This is a genomic window from Prauserella isguenensis (assembly GCF_014191605.1).
GTDB lineage: Bacteria > Actinomycetota > Actinomycetes > Mycobacteriales > Pseudonocardiaceae > Prauserella > Prauserella isguenensis.
The window spans coordinates 540,482-560,183 of the sequence record NZ_JACHWU010000001.1 but is presented as its reverse complement, the minus strand read 5'-3'; the positions used below and the strand labels follow the sequence as shown (position 1 = coordinate 560,183).

The 19,702-nt window shown below is 69.3% G+C and carries 18 protein-coding genes; 10 read left to right on the top strand and 8 right to left on the bottom strand.

Annotated elements, in window-relative coordinates; all coding sequences use genetic code 11:
• The first annotated feature begins 33 nt into the window (after window positions 1–33).
• The 3 genes from FHS23_RS02590 (at window position 34) to FHS23_RS02580 (ending at window position 3,172) form a co-directional block, all read left to right on the top strand.
• Window positions 34–1,815, top strand: coding sequence for a sodium:solute symporter family transporter (locus FHS23_RS02590; RefSeq protein ID WP_183647139.1), 1,782 nt, complete (start codon window positions 34–36; stop codon window positions 1,813–1,815).
• A gap of 65 nt (window positions 1,816–1,880) precedes the next feature.
• Window positions 1,881–2,231: a rhodanese-like domain-containing protein gene (locus FHS23_RS02585; protein WP_183650672.1), complete on the top strand. Its 351-nt coding sequence runs from the start codon at window positions 1,881–1,883 to the stop codon at window positions 2,229–2,231.
• 5 nt (window positions 2,232–2,236) lie between these two features.
• A complete protein-coding gene (locus FHS23_RS02580; RefSeq protein ID WP_183647136.1) occupies window positions 2,237–3,172 on the top strand; it encodes a DUF4328 domain-containing protein in 936 nt (311 codons plus the stop codon).
• On the opposite strand, the gene FHS23_RS02575 is transcribed toward FHS23_RS02580, so the two are convergent.
• On the bottom strand, window positions 3,162–4,328 hold the full coding sequence (locus FHS23_RS02575) for a cytochrome P450 (RefSeq protein ID WP_183647133.1): 1,167 nt from the start codon (window positions 4,326–4,328) through the stop codon (window positions 3,162–3,164). The genes FHS23_RS02580 and FHS23_RS02575 overlap by 11 nt on opposite strands.
• 73 nt (window positions 4,329–4,401) lie before the next feature.
• Between FHS23_RS02575 and FHS23_RS02570 the strand changes: the two genes are divergently transcribed.
• The 4 genes from FHS23_RS02570 (at window position 4,402) to FHS23_RS02555 (ending at window position 7,118) form a co-directional block, all read left to right on the top strand.
• Window positions 4,402–5,268, top strand: a complete 867-nt coding sequence (locus FHS23_RS02570) for a DUF5926 family protein (RefSeq protein WP_183647131.1) — start codon at window positions 4,402–4,404, stop codon at window positions 5,266–5,268.
• Window positions 5,269–5,280: 12 nt separating this feature from the next.
• Complete coding sequence (locus FHS23_RS02565) at window positions 5,281–5,640, top strand: DUF952 domain-containing protein (protein WP_183647128.1); 360 nt, start codon at window positions 5,281–5,283, stop codon at window positions 5,638–5,640.
• 96 nt (window positions 5,641–5,736) lie between these two features.
• Window positions 5,737–6,249: a SigE family RNA polymerase sigma factor gene (locus FHS23_RS02560; RefSeq protein ID WP_183647125.1), complete on the top strand. Its 513-nt coding sequence runs from the start codon at window positions 5,737–5,739 to the stop codon at window positions 6,247–6,249.
• On the top strand, window positions 6,246–7,118 hold the full coding sequence (locus tag FHS23_RS02555; protein WP_183647122.1) for a RodZ family helix-turn-helix domain-containing protein: 873 nt from the start codon (window positions 6,246–6,248) through the stop codon (window positions 7,116–7,118). Before FHS23_RS02560 ends, FHS23_RS02555 begins: the two co-directional genes overlap by 4 nt.
• A 60-nt stretch (window positions 7,119–7,178) precedes the next feature.
• Here the strand turns inward: FHS23_RS02555 and FHS23_RS02550 are convergent, their stop codons facing one another.
• The 5 genes from FHS23_RS02550 to FHS23_RS02530 all read right to left on the bottom strand — a co-directional run bounded on the left by FHS23_RS02550 (window position 7,179) and on the right by FHS23_RS02530 (window position 13,117).
• Window positions 7,179–9,173, bottom strand: a complete 1,995-nt coding sequence (locus tag FHS23_RS02550) for a BCCT family transporter (protein WP_183647119.1) — start codon at window positions 9,171–9,173, stop codon at window positions 7,179–7,181.
• Window positions 9,174–9,615: 442 nt separating this feature from the next.
• Entirely contained in the window at window positions 9,616–10,173 is a 558-nt protein-coding gene (locus FHS23_RS02545) for a ferritin (protein ID WP_183647116.1), read from the bottom strand.
• A 266-nt stretch (window positions 10,174–10,439) separates the two neighbouring features.
• Window positions 10,440–11,699 carry an arginine deiminase gene (locus tag FHS23_RS02540; RefSeq protein ID WP_183650670.1) on the bottom strand — a complete coding sequence of 420 codons (1,260 nt, stop codon included), beginning with the start codon at window positions 11,697–11,699 and terminating at the stop codon, window positions 10,440–10,442.
• 35 nt (window positions 11,700–11,734) lie between these two features.
• On the bottom strand, window positions 11,735–11,941 hold the full coding sequence (locus tag FHS23_RS02535; RefSeq protein WP_183647113.1) for a hypothetical protein: 207 nt from the start codon (window positions 11,939–11,941) through the stop codon (window positions 11,735–11,737).
• A 354-nt stretch (window positions 11,942–12,295) separates the two neighbouring features.
• Window positions 12,296–13,117: a CPBP family intramembrane glutamic endopeptidase gene (locus FHS23_RS02530; RefSeq protein ID WP_221219088.1), complete on the bottom strand. Its 822-nt coding sequence runs from the start codon at window positions 13,115–13,117 to the stop codon at window positions 12,296–12,298.
• A gap of 161 nt (window positions 13,118–13,278) precedes the next feature.
• Here FHS23_RS02530 and FHS23_RS02525 point away from each other — a divergent pair, with 161 nt between their 5' ends.
• Window positions 13,279–15,003 (top strand): BCCT family transporter, encoded by a 1,725-nt coding sequence (locus tag FHS23_RS02525; RefSeq protein ID WP_183650664.1) that lies wholly within the window; start codon window positions 13,279–13,281, stop codon window positions 15,001–15,003.
• A gap of 116 nt (window positions 15,004–15,119) precedes the next feature.
• On the opposite strand, the gene FHS23_RS02520 is transcribed toward FHS23_RS02525, so the two are convergent.
• On the bottom strand, window positions 15,120–15,953 hold the full coding sequence (locus FHS23_RS02520) for a DUF2470 domain-containing protein (protein WP_343053592.1): 834 nt from the start codon (window positions 15,951–15,953) through the stop codon (window positions 15,120–15,122).
• A 164-nt stretch (window positions 15,954–16,117) separates the two neighbouring features.
• On the opposite strand from FHS23_RS02520, the gene FHS23_RS02515 reads away from it, so the two are divergent.
• The gene (locus tag FHS23_RS02515; protein WP_343053741.1) at window positions 16,118–16,978 is read left to right on the top strand and encodes a hypothetical protein; all 861 of its coding nucleotides are present in this window, start codon (window positions 16,118–16,120) and stop codon (window positions 16,976–16,978) included.
• A 48-nt stretch (window positions 16,979–17,026) separates the two neighbouring features.
• On the opposite strand, the gene FHS23_RS02510 is transcribed toward FHS23_RS02515, so the two are convergent.
• On the bottom strand, window positions 17,027–17,629 hold the full coding sequence (locus FHS23_RS02510) for a TMEM165/GDT1 family protein (RefSeq protein ID WP_183647110.1): 603 nt from the start codon (window positions 17,627–17,629) through the stop codon (window positions 17,027–17,029).
• A 272-nt stretch (window positions 17,630–17,901) separates the two neighbouring features.
• Between FHS23_RS02510 and FHS23_RS02505 the strand changes: the two genes are divergently transcribed.
• Complete coding sequence (locus FHS23_RS02505; protein ID WP_183647107.1) at window positions 17,902–19,491, top strand: cytochrome ubiquinol oxidase subunit I; 1,590 nt, start codon at window positions 17,902–17,904, stop codon at window positions 19,489–19,491.
• Window positions 19,492–19,702: the final 211 nt, after the last annotated feature.

Genomic DNA, 19,702 nt, shown 5'->3' with positions numbered 1-19,702 from the left:
GAGCCGCCGGGAAACTCCGCGAGGAAGGCGTGCGTGCAGGTGAACCCGTGGGCCCTGGTCAGCGTCACGCTGGTCGTGGTGGTGACCTTCTACCTCGGTCACCGCACATCGCGGTTCGCGCGCAGCACCCACGACTTCCTCGTCGCCCGCCGCACCGTGCGCTCGCGGCGCAACGCCGCCGCCATCGCGGGCGAGTACATCTCCGCAGCCTCGTTCCTCGGCATCGCCGGACTGGTGCTCAAGGAGGGCGCCGACGCGCTGTGGTTCCCGATCGGGTTCACGGCCGGGTTCCTCGCACTGATGCTGTTCGTCGCCGGGCCGCTGCGGCGGTCGGGCGCCTACACGCTGCCGGACTTCATGGAGGCCCGGCTGTCCTCGCCCGTACTGCGCACCGCTTCGACGTGGTTCGTGGTGTTCATCGGGGTGCTGTACCTGCTGCCGCAGCTGCAGGGCGCGGGGCTGGCGCTGACGATGATCATGCCGACGCCGGCGTGGGTCGGGTCGGTGCTGGTCACGGTGGTGATCGCCTACAACGTCATGGGTGGCGGCATGCGCGCCATCACGCTGCTGCAGGCGTTCCAGTACTGGTTCAAGCTCTTCGCGATCGCTGCACCGACGTTCGTGCTGTGCGCGGTGTTCGTCGCCGGTGGTGCGGGCGCCCCGGGGTCGGCGGGCAGCCTCGACGAACCCGCGCCGCCGAACTTCGCCGCGCACACCACCGTCACGGTCGACACGGACGTCACCCTCGGCGTCGACACCCTGACACGGGTGCGCGTCGACGACGGCTCCGGCGGCGCGGGCTGGACCACCTGGCACGCCGGCTCGCAGCACACCGTCGACGCCGGGTCCGAGCTGACGTTCCCCGAAGGCGCCGCCGTTCCGACCGTCGACCAGGCGACATCGGCCAACCTCGACTGGCTCCTGCCGAGCACCGACCTGTCCGGGCTGCTGTCGACGTACTCGCTGCTGCTGGCATTGCTGCTCGGCACGATGGGCCTGCCGCACGTACTGTCGCGCTTCTACACCAACCCGGACGGTAAGGCTGCGCGGCGCACCACCGTGCAGGTGCTGTTGCTGCTGGGGCTCTTCTACCTGTTCCCCGTGATGCTGGGGATGCTGTCGCGGATGTTCGTGCCGGAGCTGCTGATCACCGGCGAGACGGACGCCGCGGTGATCGCGCTGCCGACGGCGATGCTGTCGGGTGTGGCGGGGCAGATCCTCGCGGCGTTGCTCGCGGCCGGGGCGTTCGCAGCGTTCCTCTCGACGGCGTCCGGCCTCGTGTCCAGCATGTCCGGCGTCATCGCCACCGACCTGCTCGCGGGCAAGGTACGGGACTACCGGGTGGCGAGTGTGGGTGTCGCCGGCATCGCCGTGCTGCTGGCCGTGACCCTGCCGATCGACGACCTGGCCCTCAGCGTCGGCATGTCGTTCGCGCTGGGCGCGTCGACGTTCGCGCCGCTGCTCGTGCTCGGTGTCTGGTGGCGGCGGCTCACGTGGCTCGGCGCGATGGTCGGCATGTGCACCGGCGGCGGCCTCGTCCTGCTGGCCGTGGTGCTGAACGCCGTGTCCGCCCACACCGGCGGGTGGGCGCCGTGGCTGCTGGAACGGCCCGCGCTCGTCACCGTGCCGGTGGCGTTCGGCCTGACCGTCCTCGTCAGCATCGGCACCTCGAGCCGTGTCCCCGAGGACGTCGGCGCCGTCATGCTGCGGCTCCACGCACCCGACCCACTGGGTTTCATGCGCGACCGCGCCGTGCAGCGGTTCGGCCGCGCCGAGGAACACACCCGCACCTCCCAGGGCCGCCACCGCAAGTAGCCGGTCGTGGGCCGGATCTCGCTCCTACGCGGTGGTCACGCGGTTCGTGCGACGATGGGCTCGTGGTGAACCCAGCCGAGATCCCGACGACACGTGTGTCCGACCTGCCCGCCGACGGTGCGGTGCTGCTCGACGTCCGTGAGGCCGACGAATGGGCCGCGGGACACGCGCCCGACGCGGTGCACATCCCGCTCGGCGACCTGCCCGCAAGCACCGACAGACTGGCCGAACTGCCCGATGACCGTCCGGTGTACGTCATCTGCCGCACCGGGGGCCGGTCCGCGCAGGCGACGGCGTGGCTCAACGCGGCGGGACTGGTCGACGCCGTCAACGTGGCGGGCGGCATGAAGTCCTGGCAGACCGAGGGCCGCGCGCTGGAGACCGATCACGACGCGGCGGAACCCGAGGTGCTGTAGCCGCGATGCATCCGGGCAGGTACCCGCACCGGCAGCCGGGCGAGCAGCAGCCGAGGCCGAGCGTGCGGTGGGTCGCGACCGTCCCACCGGGCGCGGCCCGCCCGCGCCCGCGTGCCCGGCGCATGCCGTACACGGGACCGCCGCGGTACCCGTCCCCGCCCCGGTGGGGTTTCCCGAGCCTCGTGTGGCGCCACTCGACGGCCGTTCCCGGAACGTCGTCCGGTGGCATGGAGCCCCGGCAGCGGCTCCGGTCGACGAGCAGGAACGCCGTCACGCTGCTGATCGCGCTCGCCGTCCTGGCGGGGCTCGCAGCGATCGCCGAGGGCTGGCGGTACGTGCTCCTGCTGCAGAGTCGCACGTCGGCGTTGACCCCGGAGGTCGTCGGCGCGTCGGACGCGTTCGTGCTCGCGTTCGCGCTGATGACGCCGATCATGGCGCTGTTGGCCGTCGGAGTGGCCCTGTGGTGGCTGCTCGTCGCCCGGTCCGTGGCCGCGGTCGATGCGGGCCAGGACGTGCCACGCCCGGCGTGGCAGGTGCTGGTCTGCATGCTCGTGCCGGGAGCGAACGTGCTGCTCGCCGGGCCGATCGTGGCCGAGCTGGAACACGCCGTGCTGCGCAGGCCCGCCGACGAGCGGCCGCGGCCGTCCCGGCTGGTGCTCGGCTGGTGGGCGACGTGGTGCGCCAACTTCGTGCTCGCCGTGCTCACCGTCGTGTGGCGGCTGCGTGACGGCGTGCAGGCCGACGCCGACGGCGTGGTGCTCAGCGCACTGACCCACGCCTGCGCCGCCGGACTGGCGCTCGTCAGCGTCGTGCTCGTCCAGCGGATCACGCGGCTGCTGTCCCCGGTCGACGCCGACGTGCTCGCGCTGCGTCAGGTCGTCGCCGTCCACGGCGCCCCGGAGCCGGACCGCCGTTCCCGCCCTGCAACCTCTACCCGCTGACCGGGAAGTCGCGCAGACCGCGGATGACGAACTCCGCCCTGCGCCGGGGCTCCCTGACGAGCCGAAGTCCGGGCAACCGCGTCACGAGCGCCTCCAGAGCCGCGGCGATCTCGATCCGCGCCAGCGGGGCGCCGAGGCAGTAGTGGATACCGCCGCCGAAACCCAGGTGCGGGTTCTTCTCCCGCGTGATGTCGAGCGTGTCCGGTTCGTCGAACACCTCGGGGTCGCGCGCGGCGGCCCCGAGCAGCGCTGCGATCTTCGCGCCCTCCGGGACGGTGACGCCCGCGATCTCCACGTCGGCGGTCGCGGTGCGCTCGAACAGCTGCAACGGCGAGTCGAACCGGATCAGCTCCTCGGTCGCCGTCGGGGCCAGGTCCGGGTCGGCGACGAGCAGGTCCCACTGGTCGCGGTGGGTGAGCAGGGCGCGCACCCCGTTGCCGATGACGTTGACCGTGGCCTCGTGGCCGGCCATCAACAGCAGCACCGCGGTCGCGACGGCCTCGTCGCCGGTCAGTTCGCCGACCGCGAGGTGACTCAGCAGGTCATCGCCCGGTTCGGCGGCCCGCTCGTCGACCAGGTCGCGCAGGTAGCCCGCGAACGCCTCGGCGGCACGTTCCGCCTCGGCGCGCCTGTCGGCGGGCAGGCCGTACTCGTACATCTTGACGATCGCGTTGCTCCACTCGACCAGCTGCGGTCCCGCCTCCTCGGGCACGCCCAGCAGCTCGGCGATCACCGCGACCGGCAGCGGCTGCGCCAGGTGCTCAAGCAGGTCGGCCTCGCCGTCGGACTCGATCGCCGCGGCCACGGTGTCGACCATGCGCCCGGCCAGCGCCTGCACCGTCGGCCGCAGCCGCTCCACGTGTCCGCGCGCGAACGCCCGCGACACGAGCCTGCGCAACCGGGTGTGCGCGGGCGGTTCGTTCTCCAGCAGCGAGTTGCGGTGGAGCATGTTGAACGAGGCGAACTGCTCCAGCGGGGTGGCGTCGGACCAGATGCGGCCGAGCGACCGGTGCCGCAGCACCGCGGTGGCGGCCTCGTGGGAGACGGCGACCGCGAGGCCGAGGTCGTCGTGGTGGTGGACGCCTCCCGAGCTGCGCAACCGGGCGAACTCGGGGTACGGATCGGCGAGGAAAACGGGGTCGGCGGGATCGAACACCCGCCGACAGTAACCGAACCGCCGGTCGAGTAGCGTTTTCCGCCAGGCGAATGACGACCGGGAGGCGAGCGCAGTGGGCAAGGCCGCGCGGAAGAAGGAGCGCAAGGAGAAGGTCCGCGACGTATTCGTCGGGCGGCCGTTCGAGGGCCTGACGGCCGAGCCGGAACTCATCGCGATGCGCGAGTTCGTGCCGCCCGCGACCGCGACCCTGCCGCTGGCCGGCGAGCACAGCGACCGCACGGTGACGATCGCGTCGGTGCTGCCCATGGCCGCGGCGGCGTTCGTGCGCGCCGACGGCGAGGTCTTCGTCGGACTGCAGGTGCAGACGCGATCCGGGGACATCAGCCGTGACCTGGGCCGGGCCTTGTCGTGGGCGCTGTCCGCGCAGCCCGGCGAGGTGCTGTCGGTCGCCGACACGCGCAGCCCGTCGCAGCCGGGTGAGCGGCTGCAGGACCTGCTCGACCCGTCCGCCGACCTCGATGTCCAGGTCCACAAGGACTTCTCGTGGTGGCTGCCCGAGGGCGAGGAGCCGACGGGCGAGGTCGCGATGTCGCTGCAGCGCGCCAACGAGGCCATCATGCCGACCGAACGGCTCGCCTCGGGCGCCTACTGGGTGTTGGCCGGTGAGAAGGCGCATCTGCGGTGGGTGTGGCCTGCCGAGGAGAACCGTCTGATGCAAGCGCTTGCGCGGCTGTCGGCGGCAGGCACGCTCACGCTCGGCGACGGCACGAAGTTCGCGGGCTCGTTCCGCGCCCACGGGCTGCTCGTGCCGGTGTGGGACCTGGACCCGGAGGCGCACGCGCGCGAATGGGTGGAGCCGGCCGAAGCGCTGGGTGCGCGCCTGACGGAGGCGTCCGCCTCGCTCGACGAGACGCCGCTGGACGCCGCCGAGCGCCGGGCCCGCGACGGGCTGATCGGCCGGCAGTTCACGCTGCGGTGAGGCGGTACGCCGATGATCCTCCACATCTGCCCCGAAGCCGACTGGGCCGCTGTCCCCGCAGGCGGTGAGTACCGTCCCGACTCGCTCGGCGACGTCGGGTTCGTCCACTGCAGCGACTTCGGCACCGTGCAGTTTCCGGCCGAGCGGGTGTTCCCCGGCCGCACCGACCTGGTGTTGCTCGTGATCGACCCGGCCCGCCTCGACGCGCCGCTGCGCTGGGAGCCCGCCGATCCGCCCGAACCGGGTGCGCCGTGGTTTCCCCACGTCTACGGTCCGATACCGGTCGCGGCCGTCGTGGAGACGTGCGCGTTCCCTCCCGAGACGGACGGCACTTTCCGGCTGCCGAAGGGGCTGCACGAGTACCCGGCCTGACGGGCCGCGATTTCCGGCGCCCGAAACAGGCGCGACCACGGCGGCGCGCTCGCCGGGCAGGACAGGACGAGCGGGTTGTAGCGAGGGAGGACGTTCGTGGCGAACGACCTCGCGGGCTTCGGCGAGTTCGTCGAGGCCAACCTCGCCGGGCTGACGCGCTACGGGCACGCCCTGACCGGCAATCCGCACGACGCCGCCGACCTGGTGCAGACGGTGCTGGAGAAGATCGGTTCGCGCTGGTCGAGCGTACAGCGCAAGACCACCGACCCGGTCGCCTATGTCCGCCGTTCGATGGCCAACGCCCACATCAGCCGCTGGCGCAAACATCGGCGGGAGAACCTCGTCGCGGACCTGCCGGAGACCGGCGGCGCACCGCCTGCTGACCCGCTCGAACACGAACCGCTGTGGCGGGCGCTGAAAGATCTGCCGCCGAGGCAACGCGCCGTCATCGTGTTGCGTTACTACGAGGGACTGTCCGAAGCCGAGATCGCCGACTCGCTCGGGGTATCGGCCGGGACCGTCAAGAGCCAGGCCAGCAAGGCGCTCGCCACACTGCGTGGCCGGCTCGGTGACGACGACCCGGACTCGGAGGGGAGGGCGACGGTATGACAGGCGCGAACGACCCCGACCGCGGCGATGCCGAGGTCGGGGAGCGGTTGCGGCGGTTGTTCGACGACGCGGCGCTCGGTGTCGTCGCGGTCCCGGACCCCGACGCCGTCGTCGCAGGTGCGCGACGTCGCAGGCGCAGGCGCGCGACGGCAGGTGCGTGCGCGGGCGTGGTCGTGACACTCGGTGCCGTGGCGGGCGGGTTGGTGTTGTCGGGCGCAGGTGGCGCGCCGGGCCCCGGCGACATCGCCGCCGCGGACAGCTCCGGGCCCATCACGCGCTCGACCGACGTGTCGGTTCCGCGGGACACGAGCCGTGCCGCCGACGAGGCGCCGCCGCCCGGTCTCACGACGGTGGAGTCGCCGCCCGGGGCGGCTTCGACGTCGATGCCGCGGACGGCCCCGCCGAACCGGTCGGCGCCGCCGAGCATGCGCCCGTCGTCGGCGACCAGCATCGTCGCCGATCTCCCGGAGGGCCCACCGCTGGGTGCTTCGGGCCAGGAGCCGCTGACCCTGCTGATGAGCTACGACGAGGCGGTGGCCACGGGTGCGATGGACCCCGGTGACGGGCCGCCCGCGCAGGGCCGGTGCCGCACCTACGAGGTGTCGGGGCCCGGGGTCCTGCGGGTCGCGATCCGCGGCGGGCACGGCATCGTGCGATTCCAGGCCGCCGATGCTCCGACGCCGGAGCGTGTCGGCGTCGGCTCACCGGTGGCGGACCTGAACAGGGCGTATCCGGAGTCGGAACCCCGGGGCGAGAGGCATCGGGTGCAGCCGAATCCCGACGCCGATTCGCAGTACCTTTTCGGTGTCGACGGCGACCGCGTCACCACGCTGCGGCTGACCGTGCCCGATCCCGAGGTCAGCTGCTGAGAGCGCGCCGACGCGGACAACGAACCACCGTCGCGGGTGTGGCGGTCGTACCGGTGTGACCTAGTCCGGCGCCGCTCCTCCCGGCGGACCGCCTCCGGACTGGCCGCTTCCGCCTGCCGGGCCGCCTGCCGAGCCTCCGCCTCCGGGCGGTGCGCCTCCCGGCGGGCCGCCGCCTGATTGACCGTCCCCGCCACCTCCGGATCCGGACGAGCGCTGGCGTCCACGCCGCCGCGCGCGGGACAGCGTGCTGATCGGGGTGCGCTTGTCGGCCCGGCTCCAGATTCCGGTCGTGGTCGACAGCGCGTAGTCGATGCGCTGGTCGACCTGTTCCCCGAAGTGCCGGTCGAAGTCCTGCGACAGCTCCCCGGCGAGTTCGCGACGGTAGAGGCGCCGATTCACCTTGACGATTTCGCGGTGTTCGGCGTTGAGCGCCTTGTACAACGCGACGGCCATCGCCACCAGCACGACGGCGAACGGCAGACCGGTCGAGACAGCACCGGCCTGCAAGGCCGACAACCCCTCGTCACCGCCTGCGAGCAGCAGTCCGATGGCCACGAGTCCTTCGAGCGACGCCCACAGCACTCGACTCCAGGTGGGTGGGTCGGGGTGTCCGCCCGAGGCGAGCATGTCGACCACGAGTGAGCCCGAGTCCGAGGAAGTGACGAAGAAGATGACCACCAGGATGATCGCGATGACCGACAGGATCATCCCCAGCGGCAGGCCCCGCAGCGTGTCGAACAAGGCCTCTTCGGCGACCACTCCGTCTTCGGGGACGAGATCGCCTTGCCGCTGCTGCCGGTCGATGGCCGTGCCTCCCATGATCGTGAACCACAGGAAGCCCACGATGGTGGGGACGAGCAGCGCGCCGGCCACGAACTCGCGCACCGTGCGGCCACGTGAGATGCGCGCGATGAACACGCCGACGAACGGCGCCCAGGCGATCCACCATCCCCAGTAGAAGATCGTCCAGCTACCTGCCCAGTCGATGCCCTCCTGGCCGGCGTAGGCGAAGGCGTCGAAGGTCATCGGCAGCACGTTGGCGAGGTAGGACCCCAGGGACTGCACGAAGTCCCTGGCGAGGAACAGCGTCGGCCCCAGTAGCAGCACCGCGAGCAGGAACACGCCTGCCAACGACAGGTTGAAGTTCGACAACCATCGGATGCCGCGGCCGACGCCGCTGACCACCGAGACGATCGCGATCAGGGTGATGCCCACGATCAGCGCGACGAGCAGGAGGTTGTCGGCCTGATCGACCACGCCGATCTCACTCAACCCGGTGGCTACCTGCGTCACGCCGAGTCCGAGCGACGTCGCCACACCGAACAGGGTTCCGACGATGGCCAGCACGTCGATCACGTCCCCGGCCCAGCCTTTGACCTTCTCCCCGAGGAGCGGCTCGAGCGCCCAGCGGATCGACACCGGGCGGCCTTTGCGGTGGATCGCGTAGGCAAGGGAGAGGCCGACGATGACGTACACCGCCCAGGGGTGGAACCCCCAGTGCAGGAACGTCTGCGCCATGGCTTGCGAGGCACGTTCCGCCGAACCGCCGTCGACGCCGGGTTTCGGGTCGGAGAAGAAGGTCAGCGGTTCGCCGACCCCGAAGAAGACCAGCCCGATCCCCATGCCGGCGGCGAACAGCATGGTGAACCAGGAGAACAGGCCGAACTCGGGTTCCTCGCCGTCCTTGCCGAGCGTGATGTCGCCGAAACGACTGGCTCCGAGGAAGATCGCGAAGAGGACGAATCCCGCGATCGCCAGCGTGTAGAACCAGCCGAACCCGCTGACGATCCCGCCCTGAACCGAGTTCCAGAGGCCACCGGCCGTTTCGGGCACGATGATGGAGAACAGTGCGATGGCCGCGACGACGATCAGGCTCGGCCAGAAGACGGAGGGGGCGATCCCGCCTCGTCCCAGTCGAACGCCGTGACTGCGCAGCTGGCGCTCGATCTGGGCGTCGGTCGTGTCGCTCTGGGTGATGCTCTGTTCTGCGGCGTTGCCCGGCAGGGCGGCCTCTTCACCGGAAGGTGCTCTGTCACCGCTGTTCGACTCGCTCATGGTGCCCTGCCTTCCACCGACCATGTCCCAGGTCGAGCGCAGACGCTCCTTGTGGTCAAATCTACGGTGGCGGCGAAATCACGACGGGTCAAGTCGGAGGATCGCGAGCTTTCTGTTCCGTTGGGTTCGAAACGGCCGGACGAGAAGCGCCACCGACCGTTTGCATGATCGTCTGCGGCCCGGCGGTGGCCGTACGAGTGCGAACATTGTGGGCAACCGCGGCGAGCGGGGAGTCGGGCGAATCGGGGTCGTACTTCCCGCGGTCGCAGGTTCGCGGGCAGGTGAGGTGAGCCTTTCCTTCCGAAAAGTGCGAAGAATGTGAAAAAAGGGCGGTGCCCCTCGCGGTTGATCCGTGATCCGAATCTACCGCGAGGGGCACCGCCCCTTCGGTTCTCGAACGCTGCTGCGGAAGTTGCTGCGCGCGCGTGCCCGAGGCGAAGCGTCAGAGCTTGCCGCCCGCGACCTCCGGCATGTCGTCGTCGGCGTCGTCGCCGCGCAGGTGCTTGTGCACGAAGCGCTCGACCTCGAACAGGTTGCCGTCGGCGCGCTCGAACACGTTCACGAGCGTGCTCATCGTCGCGACCTCCTCGACCTGCTCCTTGAGGAACCACTGCATGAACTGCTCGCCGAGGAAGTCGTCCTCGGAGCGGGCGGCCTTCGTCAGCGTCTTGATGTCGCTGGTGACCTCCTTCTCCTGCTCCAGGGCCAGCTCGGCCAGCTCCTTGGCGCTCGAGAACTCGTTGCGCACCTCGCCCGTGCTCGGGATGGTCACGTGGTGGTCGGTGTCCATCATGTACTGGACGAGCGCCATGGCGTGGTTGCGCTCCTCGATGGCCTGCGCGTAGAAGAACTTCGCGAGCTCGGGCAGGTCCTCGTTGTCGAACCACACGGCCAGTGCGGTGTACTGCTGCGAGGCGTGGAACTCGTTGTGGACCTGACCCTGCAGCAATTCGTAGAACTTGGAACGCGGCTGCTTGGAATCCTGCTTCGTCGTGGGCATACATTCAATGTACGCCCGTCGACCCATATTTCTCCACCGGGGGTCTGGTGATCCGGAACGCATTTGCCTACAATTTATTAGCCAAGGGTGATCTAAATAAATTAAGGCTCACCTAAGATTAAATGAGCCTCACCTAAGTCGTTCGGGAATCACTTAGGTGAGGCTCAACTGTGTCCGGGCTGATCGGGCGTCCCTCATTCGGGGAATCAATCACGGTATGCGACGGAAACGTCGCGAAGCGGTCACCGATCCGAGGTTGTGGCGAGTCAGGCCACGCCCGGGAGCGGACCTCGCGCGATGGGGCAGGACATGCAGCGCGGTCCGCCCCGACCCGATCCGAGTTCTGATCCCGCGATGGCCAGCACCTCGATGCCGGCCTCCTCGAGGCGTGCGTTCGTCCGGGTGTTGCGTTCGTATCCGACGACGACGCCCGGGGCGAGTGCCAGCGTGTTGTTGCCGTCGTCCCACTGTTCCCGCTCGGCGGTCACCGGGTCGAGGCCGGTGTCGATCACCCGCAAGTGATCGATGCCCATCGCGGCGGCCGCCGCGTCGAGGAACGGTTCGGGACTGTCCACCCGGAGCCCGCGGGTGCCGTCGGCGGAGAGGTCGTCGCCCGGCCGCATCGTGTACGCGACGAGCGAATCGCGGGCGAGCGGATACATGACGACCGCGTCGGGGCCCACCATGGTGCACACGGTGTCCAGGTGCATCGTCGCGCGGTTCTGCGCGATCGGCACAGCCAGCACCGTGTGGGCGATGCCGTCGGCGAACACCGACCGTGCGAGCGACTCGGCCCCCGCAGCCGTCGTGCGCTCGCCGACGCCCACGGCCAGCACGCCCGGCGCCAGCAACAGCACGTCGCCGCCTTCGACCGGGGCCGAATGCGCTCCGTACGCACGTGCCGCCCCGCGGAACCGCGGGTGATACGCGTACGCGAGGTCGAGCAGCGCCGTCTCCCTGCCCCGCGCGGGCATGGCCAGCGACGAGATCGCCACGCGGTCGGCGATCCACGCCGACGAGTCGCGCGTGAACAGCAGGTTCGGCAGCGGGTCGACCACGAAGTCGTGCGCGTGGTGCATCTTCCGCACCAGCGAGGCGCCCTCCGAGGCGGGCAGCTCCTCGAACGTCATCCCGCATATCAGCGCCTCGCGCAATGCGGCCGCGTGCAGGCCGGACAGGTGGGAGCGCAGCGCGTCCGCCAGTTCGGCGCCGAGTCGCCGCTCGTCGACCGCGGTATGCACGCCCGCGGCGTGCGCCCGTGGGTCGGCGAGCGACTCCTCGAGGACGTCGGCGAGCAGCAGCACCTCCACCCCGCGCGAGGTGAGCACCTCGGCGAAGGCGTCGTGCTCCTGCTGGGCGCGTTCGACCCACGGGATCGAGTCGAAGAGCAGTTGGTCGTTGTTGCGCGGCGTGAGCCTCGTGAGCTCGCCGCCGGGCCGGTGCAGCAGGACCGACCGCAGCGGGCCGACCTCGCTGTGGACGCCCGGCGTGATCGAGGTCGTGTCGTCGTGGCCCGGGACGCTGATCGTGTTGGCTGTGTTCGTCACGCGCGTGAGCGTAGTCACCCGATGGGCGTCAGCTCGCGGTTTCGTGGCGCACGCTCCGGGTACGGGCCCCAGCCGTACTCGGCGACCACCGACGGCACGGTCGTGAACACCCAGTTCTCGACGCCGCCGCCCATGATCTCGGCGTACCGCTCCGCAGCCTCCCGGTTCGCGAACCGGATCTGCTGATCTCGCAAGGCGCGGTGTGTGATCTTGCAGGCCATCTCCATCCCCTCCGACAGTCCTTTCCGTCTTCTCGCCGGCGCTTCCCCGCAGGCCGGTGTTTCGCCGTGGGCCGGCGTCTCCCCGTGGGCCGGTGGCTCCCCGTAGGTCGCTGTCTCCCCGTGGGTCGCTGTCTCCCCGTGGGCCGGTGTCCCGCGCGGCCGTCGCTCGCGGGCGGTGGGTGTCGCGTCACGACGGAACTGTCGTGCCCGCGACGTACTTTCTTCCGTGTCGTGGTCCGGAGTCCCCTGCTGTTCCGGACCGCCGCCGATCAGTAGAACACACGTTCGAAGCAGTCGCAAACCTCCTGGTCATGGTCTTGTCGGTGATCGCGACCGCGGGCGGAGTGGGAGCGACTACGGCAGCCACGAGACGTGGTCGCGCAGCAGCGCATAGCCCACGAACGCGACGACGTCGAGCAGGGTGTGCGCGGCGACCAGCGGCCACAGTCGATTCGTGCGTTGCCACACGCGGCCGAAGATCAATCCCATGGCGACGTTGCCAAGGAATCCGCCGAAGCCCTGGTAGAGGTGGTACGAACCGCGCAGGACCGCGGAGATGATCAAGCTCGTATTCTCGCCCATGCCGAGCTGTCTCAATCGGGTGATCAGGTACCCGACGACGAGGACCTCCTCGGCGAAGCCGTTGCCGAACGCCGACAGGGTCAGCGTGATCGGCCGCCACCACGTCTGGTCCAGCGTCGACGGCTGTACGCCCAGGTTCAGTCCGAACTGCCACATGGCGAGGTAGAACAGCAGCCCCGGGATGCCGATCAGCGCGGCGAGTCCGATGCTCCATCGCAGGTCGGCGGCTTGCGGTCGCCGCGGAAGACCGACTTCGGCCAGCTTCATCCCCCCGCGCCAGAGCAGGTAAACGCCAAGAGCGCCCCAGGCGACGAGCTGAGTGGCACTGAGTAGCTGACGAAGGAGGTCGATTACTTCGTTGGTGGCTTGTGGCGCGTTGATCGCGACACTCTGATCACTCAGCGAAGTGGTTTGTAACAGTGAGTCGATCAACGAGAACAGGGACCGAAGCCCCGCGAAACCAAGTGTGATCGTAAACACAATGACGACTTCGACGGTCAGTATCCGCCGTTGTCGCGCATCGCCCGCTGTGGGAACCGGCTGTGGAAGCGGTGTACTGGCAGGTGCGAACCACCTGCGCAGCCAGCGATTCAGGCGATCGCGTGAGTCCGGTGACACCGGGGAACGTTAACGCTCCGTCGCGGGTTCGGCATCGACCGGGGGAACCGTGAATCATCACGATCCCGCTAACAATGCGGCCGGTTATCGATAAATCGCCCGAACGGCCTACTAGGGTGCAGCGGTTGAAAGAAACGATGAAGGAGGAGAGCCTCGTGGCGGAAACGTCAGCAGCTGAGGCCGCGCCATCCACATCGCCGGAGGGCCAATCGACTGGTCACAAGGGGATCGCGCCGAGGGTTTTCTGGCCCTCCGTGATCATTGTGCTGGCCTTCGTCCTGATTTCCGTCATCTTCCCCGACACCGTCGCGGAGATCGTCGGAAACATCCAGGACGCCGTGATCGGCACGTTCAGCTGGTACTACCTGCTGCTCGTGTCCGTGTTCGTGGCCTTCGCGATCTGGATCGGTGTCAGCCACTTCGGTGACATCAAACTCGGTCCCGACGACGAGGGTCCGGAGTTCGGTCTCGGCTCGTGGTTCGCGATGTTGTTCGCGGCCGGTATGGGTATCGGCCTGGTGTTCTGGGGGGTGGCGGAGCCGCTCAACCACTTCGCCGGTATTCCGAACAGGGCGACGGGGATCGAGCAGGGCACCGAAGCGGGTGCCCACGACTCGATCCTCCAGGCGGTGCTGCACTGGGGTCTGCACCCGTGGGCGATCTACGTCGTGGTCGGTGTGGCCATCGCGTACGCCATCCACCGGAAGAAGCGCCCGGTGTCGATCCGGTGGGCCCTCGAGGGCGTGCTGGGTCGGAAGGTCAACGGTTGGATCGGCGACGTCATCGACATCGCGGCGATCTGCGGCACCCTGTTCGGTGTCGCGACGTCGCTGGGTCTCGGCGTCATGCAGGTCGCGGCCGGCCTGAGCTTCATCGATGTCATCGAGGAGCCGAACAACCTCACCTACGTGGTCCTCATCGGTGCGATCACGACGGCCGCGGTGATCTCCGTGGTCACGGGCCTGAAGAAGGGCATCAAGTACATCTCGAACATCAACCTCGGCCTCGCGGCCGCGCTGTTGATCTTCGTGCTGATCGCCGGCCCGACCCTGTTCATCTTCCGTGACGTGGTCCAGACGTTCGGTGACTACCTGCAGAACATCCTGCAGATGAGCGTCAACACCACTGCCTACTCGGGTGAGAACGGCACCGAGTGGCAGGGCTGGTGGACCACGTACTACTGGGCTTGGTGGATCTCGTGGGCGCCCTTCGTGGGCGTGTTCATCGCGCGGATCTCGCGTGGTCGCACGGTGCGGCAGTTCGTCGCCGGTGTGCTGCTGGTCCCGACCGTGGTCGCGATCATCTGGTTCTGCGTCATGGGCGGCACCGCGCTCTACCGCGAGCTGTGGGGCCAGGGTGGCCTGATCACCACCGACGGCGGCGAGACGACGGTCGACACGAACACGTCGCTGTTCGCGCTGCTCGAGGGCCTGCCCGGTGGTTCGGTGGTCATCGTCGGCGCGATCATCCTGATCGTGCTGTTCTTCGTGACCTCGTCGGACTCCGGTTCGCTCGTGGTCGACATGCTGTCCTCGGGCGGCGACCCGAACCCGCCGGTGTGGAGCCGGGTGTTCTGGGGTGTTCTCGAAGGTGCGGTGGCCATCGCGCTGCTGCTGCCCGGTGAGGACAGTCTGTCCACGTTGCAGCTGGTCGCGATCCTCATCGCATTGCCGTTCAGTCTCGTGATGATCGGTATGTGTGTATCGATCTGGCGCGAGTTCAGTGCTGAACGCAGGGCGGCGCTACGGGCGCAACGGCGCATGCAGCGTGAGGAGCTCACCGAGCACGTGACGAGCAACCTCGTGGATGCCGGTGTCGTCGAGGACCCGGAGGACGGCAGCGACGAGAAGGTCAAGGCATAACGCCTGTCCTGGCGCTGCGCGCGCGAGACGAACGGCGCCCTGGGAGCACTGGTCCCGGGGCGCCGTTCTCGTGGGCGGGCAGCGCCGTCGCGTCTGTATCGGCGGTCGCGGCGCCGTCAGGACTGCGGGCGCATCGGGCAGCCGACGAGCTTGCGCAGGGCCACGCCGAGTCGCTGCCTGCAGTCGGCGGGTTCGTCGAAGGCGAGGCGCACGTCGTGGTCGACGGCGCCGGTACCGCCGGTGGTGAACGGGTCGGCGGCACCGAGGTCGCCGGGGTGCTCGACGCGCAGACGGAGGCCGTAGCGGTCGATGCCGAGCGGGCGGATGCGACCGGCGCGGAGCTCGTCGGGCACGTGCCGGGCGAGCGCGGTCACGGCCTCGGGGTGGGCGTGTTCGAGGTGTCGCAGCCAGGTCGACTCCTGGCGGCAGAACGGGTCGGGGCTGGCGGAGCCGAACGTCTGAGCGGTCAGCGAGTGGGTGCCTTCCGAGTCGGCGAGCACGAGCGAGGCGGGCACGAGGTCGAGCATCGTCAGGCCGTGTCCGAGGTCGAGGAGGGTCGGCTCGGCGCGTTCCTCGGCGATGGTCGTGGCGCGGGTGCGGGCGGCGCGCTCGTCGAGGCCGCGAAGCCAGCCGGTGAGCCACAGCAGGCCGCGGACGGGGCTGCGCAGCGCGACGGGGGCCTCGTCGGTGATCTCGAGCGTGATGGCGAGTTCTCCCGGCGGGGTGGCGGTGCCGCCGACGGCGAGTACCAGCGGGTCGTCGTCGGGGAGCAGGATGCTGGCGCGGCCGCCGGCGTGCACGTGGTGCAGCACGGGTTCGGTGTGCAGACCCGACGCGGGTTCGCGGTCGACGGCGGGCATCAATACGGCGGGTCCGCCACGGGTGGCGATGCTCTTGGCGCGCTCCGCGGGAAGCGGGGTCCGGGGCGCCTGCGGACGGGTACGGGTCACCGGTCACCTCCAACTAAGGCGAGCCTAACCTATCTAGCGCGTGAGGGGAATACCGGAGCAGCCCTGGTGAGGCGGGGCGCGGCGGTGGGGGCTCCCGGTCTGTCGTCATCCCGATATTCATCGCTGAAGCGGGCGCTATTAGCGTGTGAGGGGTGTCAAGCGCTGTGGAACTCACGCCCCCCGGCCCTCGCGGAGTCCCTCCGCTGTTCGCTCGGCTCGTCGACGACTCGGCGCTCTTTCCACCCAGCGACGCGGCGATGCCGGAGGCGCTGAAGGGGCACTTCGCTTCCCGTGGCGGGGACCGGTCGGGCATGTTGGGCGTCTTCCTGTGCCAGGCGTCGCGACTGCCCGAGTTGATCACTGAACTCATCAAGATCAAGCCGGCCGAACCGTTGCCGTTGGCGCTGATCATCGACACGGGCCTCGGTGGGGTGCCGAAGGCGATCTCGATCGTCGAGTCCCGGAGTGAGCTGCTGGCGCTGAAGATGGTCGAGATGCCGGCCCCGTCGGACGTCGACGAGACGTGGTTGGAGCGGGTCTCCGAGTTCGTGCCCGAGGATGTCGTGCGCGTGGTGGAGCCGCGACGCGGCGTCGGCTGGCTCGACGGCGTGCAGAAGGTCATCGAGCACGGCAGCAGGCCGAAGATCCGCTGCGGAGGTCAGTCGCCGGAGAACTTCCCCGCGGTCGACGAGGTGGCCGACTTCCTGTCGGTCGTCGCAGGATCGACGGGCGCGACGTTCAAGGCCACGAACAGCCTGCACCGCGCGGTGCGTCACACCGCCGACGACGGTATCGAGCACCACGGGTTCCTGAACCTGCTCGTGGCCTCGGCGCGGTGTCTGTCCGGGGGTGACGTCCGCGGAGCGCTGGCTAGCACGGACGGTGCTGCGCTGGCGGAGGAGGCCCGTGGCCTGTCCGACGAGGCGGCGACGGCGGTGCGCGCGATGTTCGCCTCGTACGCGTGCGCGGAGTTCGACCGCCCGGTGGGTGACCTGGTGGACCTGGGGCTGCTCGACGCGCTGTGAACGCTGCGCCGGCGAGTGGCGGGGCGCGGCCGGGGATCGCGCCGTACCTCAGCCGAGTAGCGCCGAGCCGAGCGCGTAGGCGGCGAGTCCCGCGAACACCACCCCGGCAGCCCGTTGCAGCAGGTGCGGGCGGATGCGGTGGCGGAGTTTGGTGCCGACGCCGATCGCGAGCGCGGTGACGCACGCGACCGCGGTGAACGCGCCGAGTCCGACCGCGAGCGGCTCGGCGTAGCGGGCGGCGAGACCGGCCGTGGCGAGCTGGGAGGCGTCGCCCCATTCGGCGGCGAACAGGACGCCGAAGGACGCGGTCGCCGCGCGGAGGAACGGAACCCGCGGCGGCCCTGCACGCATGGCGTCCGCTTCGCTGTCGTCGGCGGAACGGAATCCCGAGCGCAGCAGGATCGCGGCGCCGATACCGAACATGACGCCTGCGGCGACGGAAACGAGCCGTCCGGGGAGTAATGTCAGTGCGCTGCCGAAAACGACGGCGACGAGCGTCTGAATGGCGAACGCCGCGGTGACGCCGGTCCATACTGCGCTCGCGCGGTAACGCGTGGTCAGCACCAGTGTCGCGACCGTGGTCTTGTCCGGCAGTTCTGCCACGAAGACCAGCGCAAACGCCGTGAAGAAGGCCGGCAGTGCAGTGGACATCAGTAGTTTCACCCCTTGGTCACTTCAACGATAAAGGGGAATTGCCGAAAATCAAGCTCATCGATCACGCGAATCGGCATTTTTGGCGCCCGTCGAAATGTCGTGGACCCGTGTCTCACAATTTTTTTCGGCGCACCTAAATCGGTTCCTGTGGAGCGGAAACACCCGGTTCGGCGGTCGTGACACGAGCCCTGCGACGGGACTTACGTCCTGTCGTGGTCGGGACCGCTGTACCTGTCGCGCGTACGCGCCCGCGGAGCAGAGTCGTGGTCGTGGAAGTACTGGAGCTCGCGCGGTGGCAGTTCGGGATCACGACCGTCTACCACTTCCTGATGGTGCCGTTGACGATCGGCCTGGCCGTGCTGGTCGCGGGCATGCAGACGGCGTGGGTGCGCACGGGCGACGAGCGCTACCTGAGGATGACCAAGTTCTGGGGCAAGCTGCTGCTGGTCAACTTCGCGATGGGCGTGGTCACCGGCATCGTGCAGGAGTTCCAGTTCGGGATGAACTGGAGCGAGTACTCCCGGTTCGTGGGGGACGTCTTCGGTGCGCCGCTGGCGATGGAGGGGCTCGTCGCCTTCTTCGTCGAGTCGGTGTTCCTCGGCCTGTGGATCTTCGGGTGGGACCGGCTGCCGAAACGGGTCCACCTGGCGTGTGCGTGGGCGTTCTCGCTGGCCACAGTGGTGTCGGCGTACTTCATCCTGGCGGCGAACTCGTGGATGCAGCACCCGGTGGGCGCCGAGTTCGTCGACGGGAAGCCGACGATGAACTCGATCTGGGCGGTGCTGACGAACAACACGGCGCTGGCCGCGATCCCGCACACCGTGGCGGGGTGCTTCGCCGTGGCCGCGGCGTTCGTCGTGGGTATCGCGGCGTGGCGGTTGTGGCGCAAGCGCGGTGAGCACGACGAGCACCGCGCGGTGTGGCGGTCGTCGGTGAAGCTGGGTGCGTGGACGGGCGTCGTGGCGTTCGTCGTGCTCGTGGTGAGCGGCGATTTCCAGGGCAAGCTGATGTTTCAGCAGCAGCCGATGAAGATGGCGGCCGCGGAGGCGCTGTGCGAGACCGAACAGCCCGCGAGCTTCTCAATCATCGCGGTCGGGGACGTGGCGGACGCCGACTGCGAGAGCGTGAAGACCTTCAACGTGCCCGCGTTGCTGTCCTTCCTGGCGGAGGGCGACTTCTCGTCCGAGGTCAAGGGCGTGCAGGACCTGGTGGGCGAATACCAGGACAAGTACGGCTCGCACTACCCGGACGACCCGGCGCTCGGCGAGCTGGCGGGCAAGCCGGTGGACTACGTGCCGAACCTGCCGGTGACCTACTGGGGCTTCCGGATCATGATCGGCTTCGGCGCGTTGTCGACGTTGATCGGCGTGGCGACGCTGTGGTTGACGCGCGGCGGGCGGATACCGGGCGGCCGCTGGTTCCCGCGGATGGCGCTGGGCAGCATCGCGCTGCCGTACATCGCGAACAGCGCGGGCTGGATCTTCACGGAGATGGGCAGGCAGCCGTTCGTGGTCGTGCCGAACCCGGATCCGAGCGGCGTCGACGGGGTGTGGATGTACACCGCGATGGCCGTGTCCAGGGTGTCCGAGGGCGAGGTGTGGCTGTCGCTGGTGTCGCTGACCCTGCTGTACGTGGTGCTCGGCGTGGTCGAGGTGTTCCTGATGGCCAAATACGTGCGCGGCGGTATCGAGAGCGTGATGCCCGCGAAGGTCGCCTCCCGCCTCGGGGCGGGCAGCGACGGGGACCAGGAAGGTCCGGGTCACGGTTCCGGCGACGGTCCGAGTGGAGGCGTTTCGGGTGGCCGGAGTGCCGCGCGCGACGACACCGAGGACGACGAGCCGTTGTCCTTCGCCTACTAGCCGTTCGCCTCCTAGCCGTTCGCACACCGCACGTGCCGATCGAACACCTGCCGTCCGAGGAGATGCTGTGATCGAGATTTCCGGTGGGCACACCCCCACCCTCTCCGGGGGGCGACCCCGACTCCAGCCTACCGCCACGAGGGGTTTTCCCAAGGCGTGTCCAGCAAGTTGTGGACAACTCCGACTGTTGTGCACAGCCGGCTGTGCACAA

Excerpts from the sequence above, each read along its gene's own strand:
- FHS23_RS02580 (WP_183647136.1), top strand. The coding sequence starts at position 2,237 with ATGCATCCGGGCAGGTACCCGCACCGGCAGCCGGGCGAGCAGCAGCCG.
- FHS23_RS02565 (WP_183647128.1), top strand. The coding sequence starts at position 5,281 with ATGATCCTCCACATCTGCCCCGAAGCCGACTGGGCCGCTGTCCCCGCA.
- FHS23_RS02555 (WP_183647122.1), top strand. The coding sequence starts at position 6,246 with ATGACAGGCGCGAACGACCCCGACCGCGGCGATGCCGAGGTCGGGGAG.
- FHS23_RS02550 (WP_183647119.1), bottom strand. The coding sequence starts at position 9,173 with ATGAGCGAGTCGAACAGCGGTGACAGAGCACCTTCCGGTGAAGAGGCC.
- FHS23_RS02545 (WP_183647116.1), bottom strand. The coding sequence starts at position 10,173 with ATGCCCACGACGAAGCAGGATTCCAAGCAGCCGCGTTCCAAGTTCTAC.
- FHS23_RS02535 (WP_183647113.1), bottom strand. The coding sequence starts at position 11,941 with ATGGCCTGCAAGATCACACACCGCGCCTTGCGAGATCAGCAGATCCGG.
- FHS23_RS02525 (WP_183650664.1), top strand. The coding sequence starts at position 13,279 with ATGAAGGAGGAGAGCCTCGTGGCGGAAACGTCAGCAGCTGAGGCCGCG.
- FHS23_RS02510 (WP_183647110.1), bottom strand. The coding sequence starts at position 17,629 with ATGTCCACTGCACTGCCGGCCTTCTTCACGGCGTTTGCGCTGGTCTTC.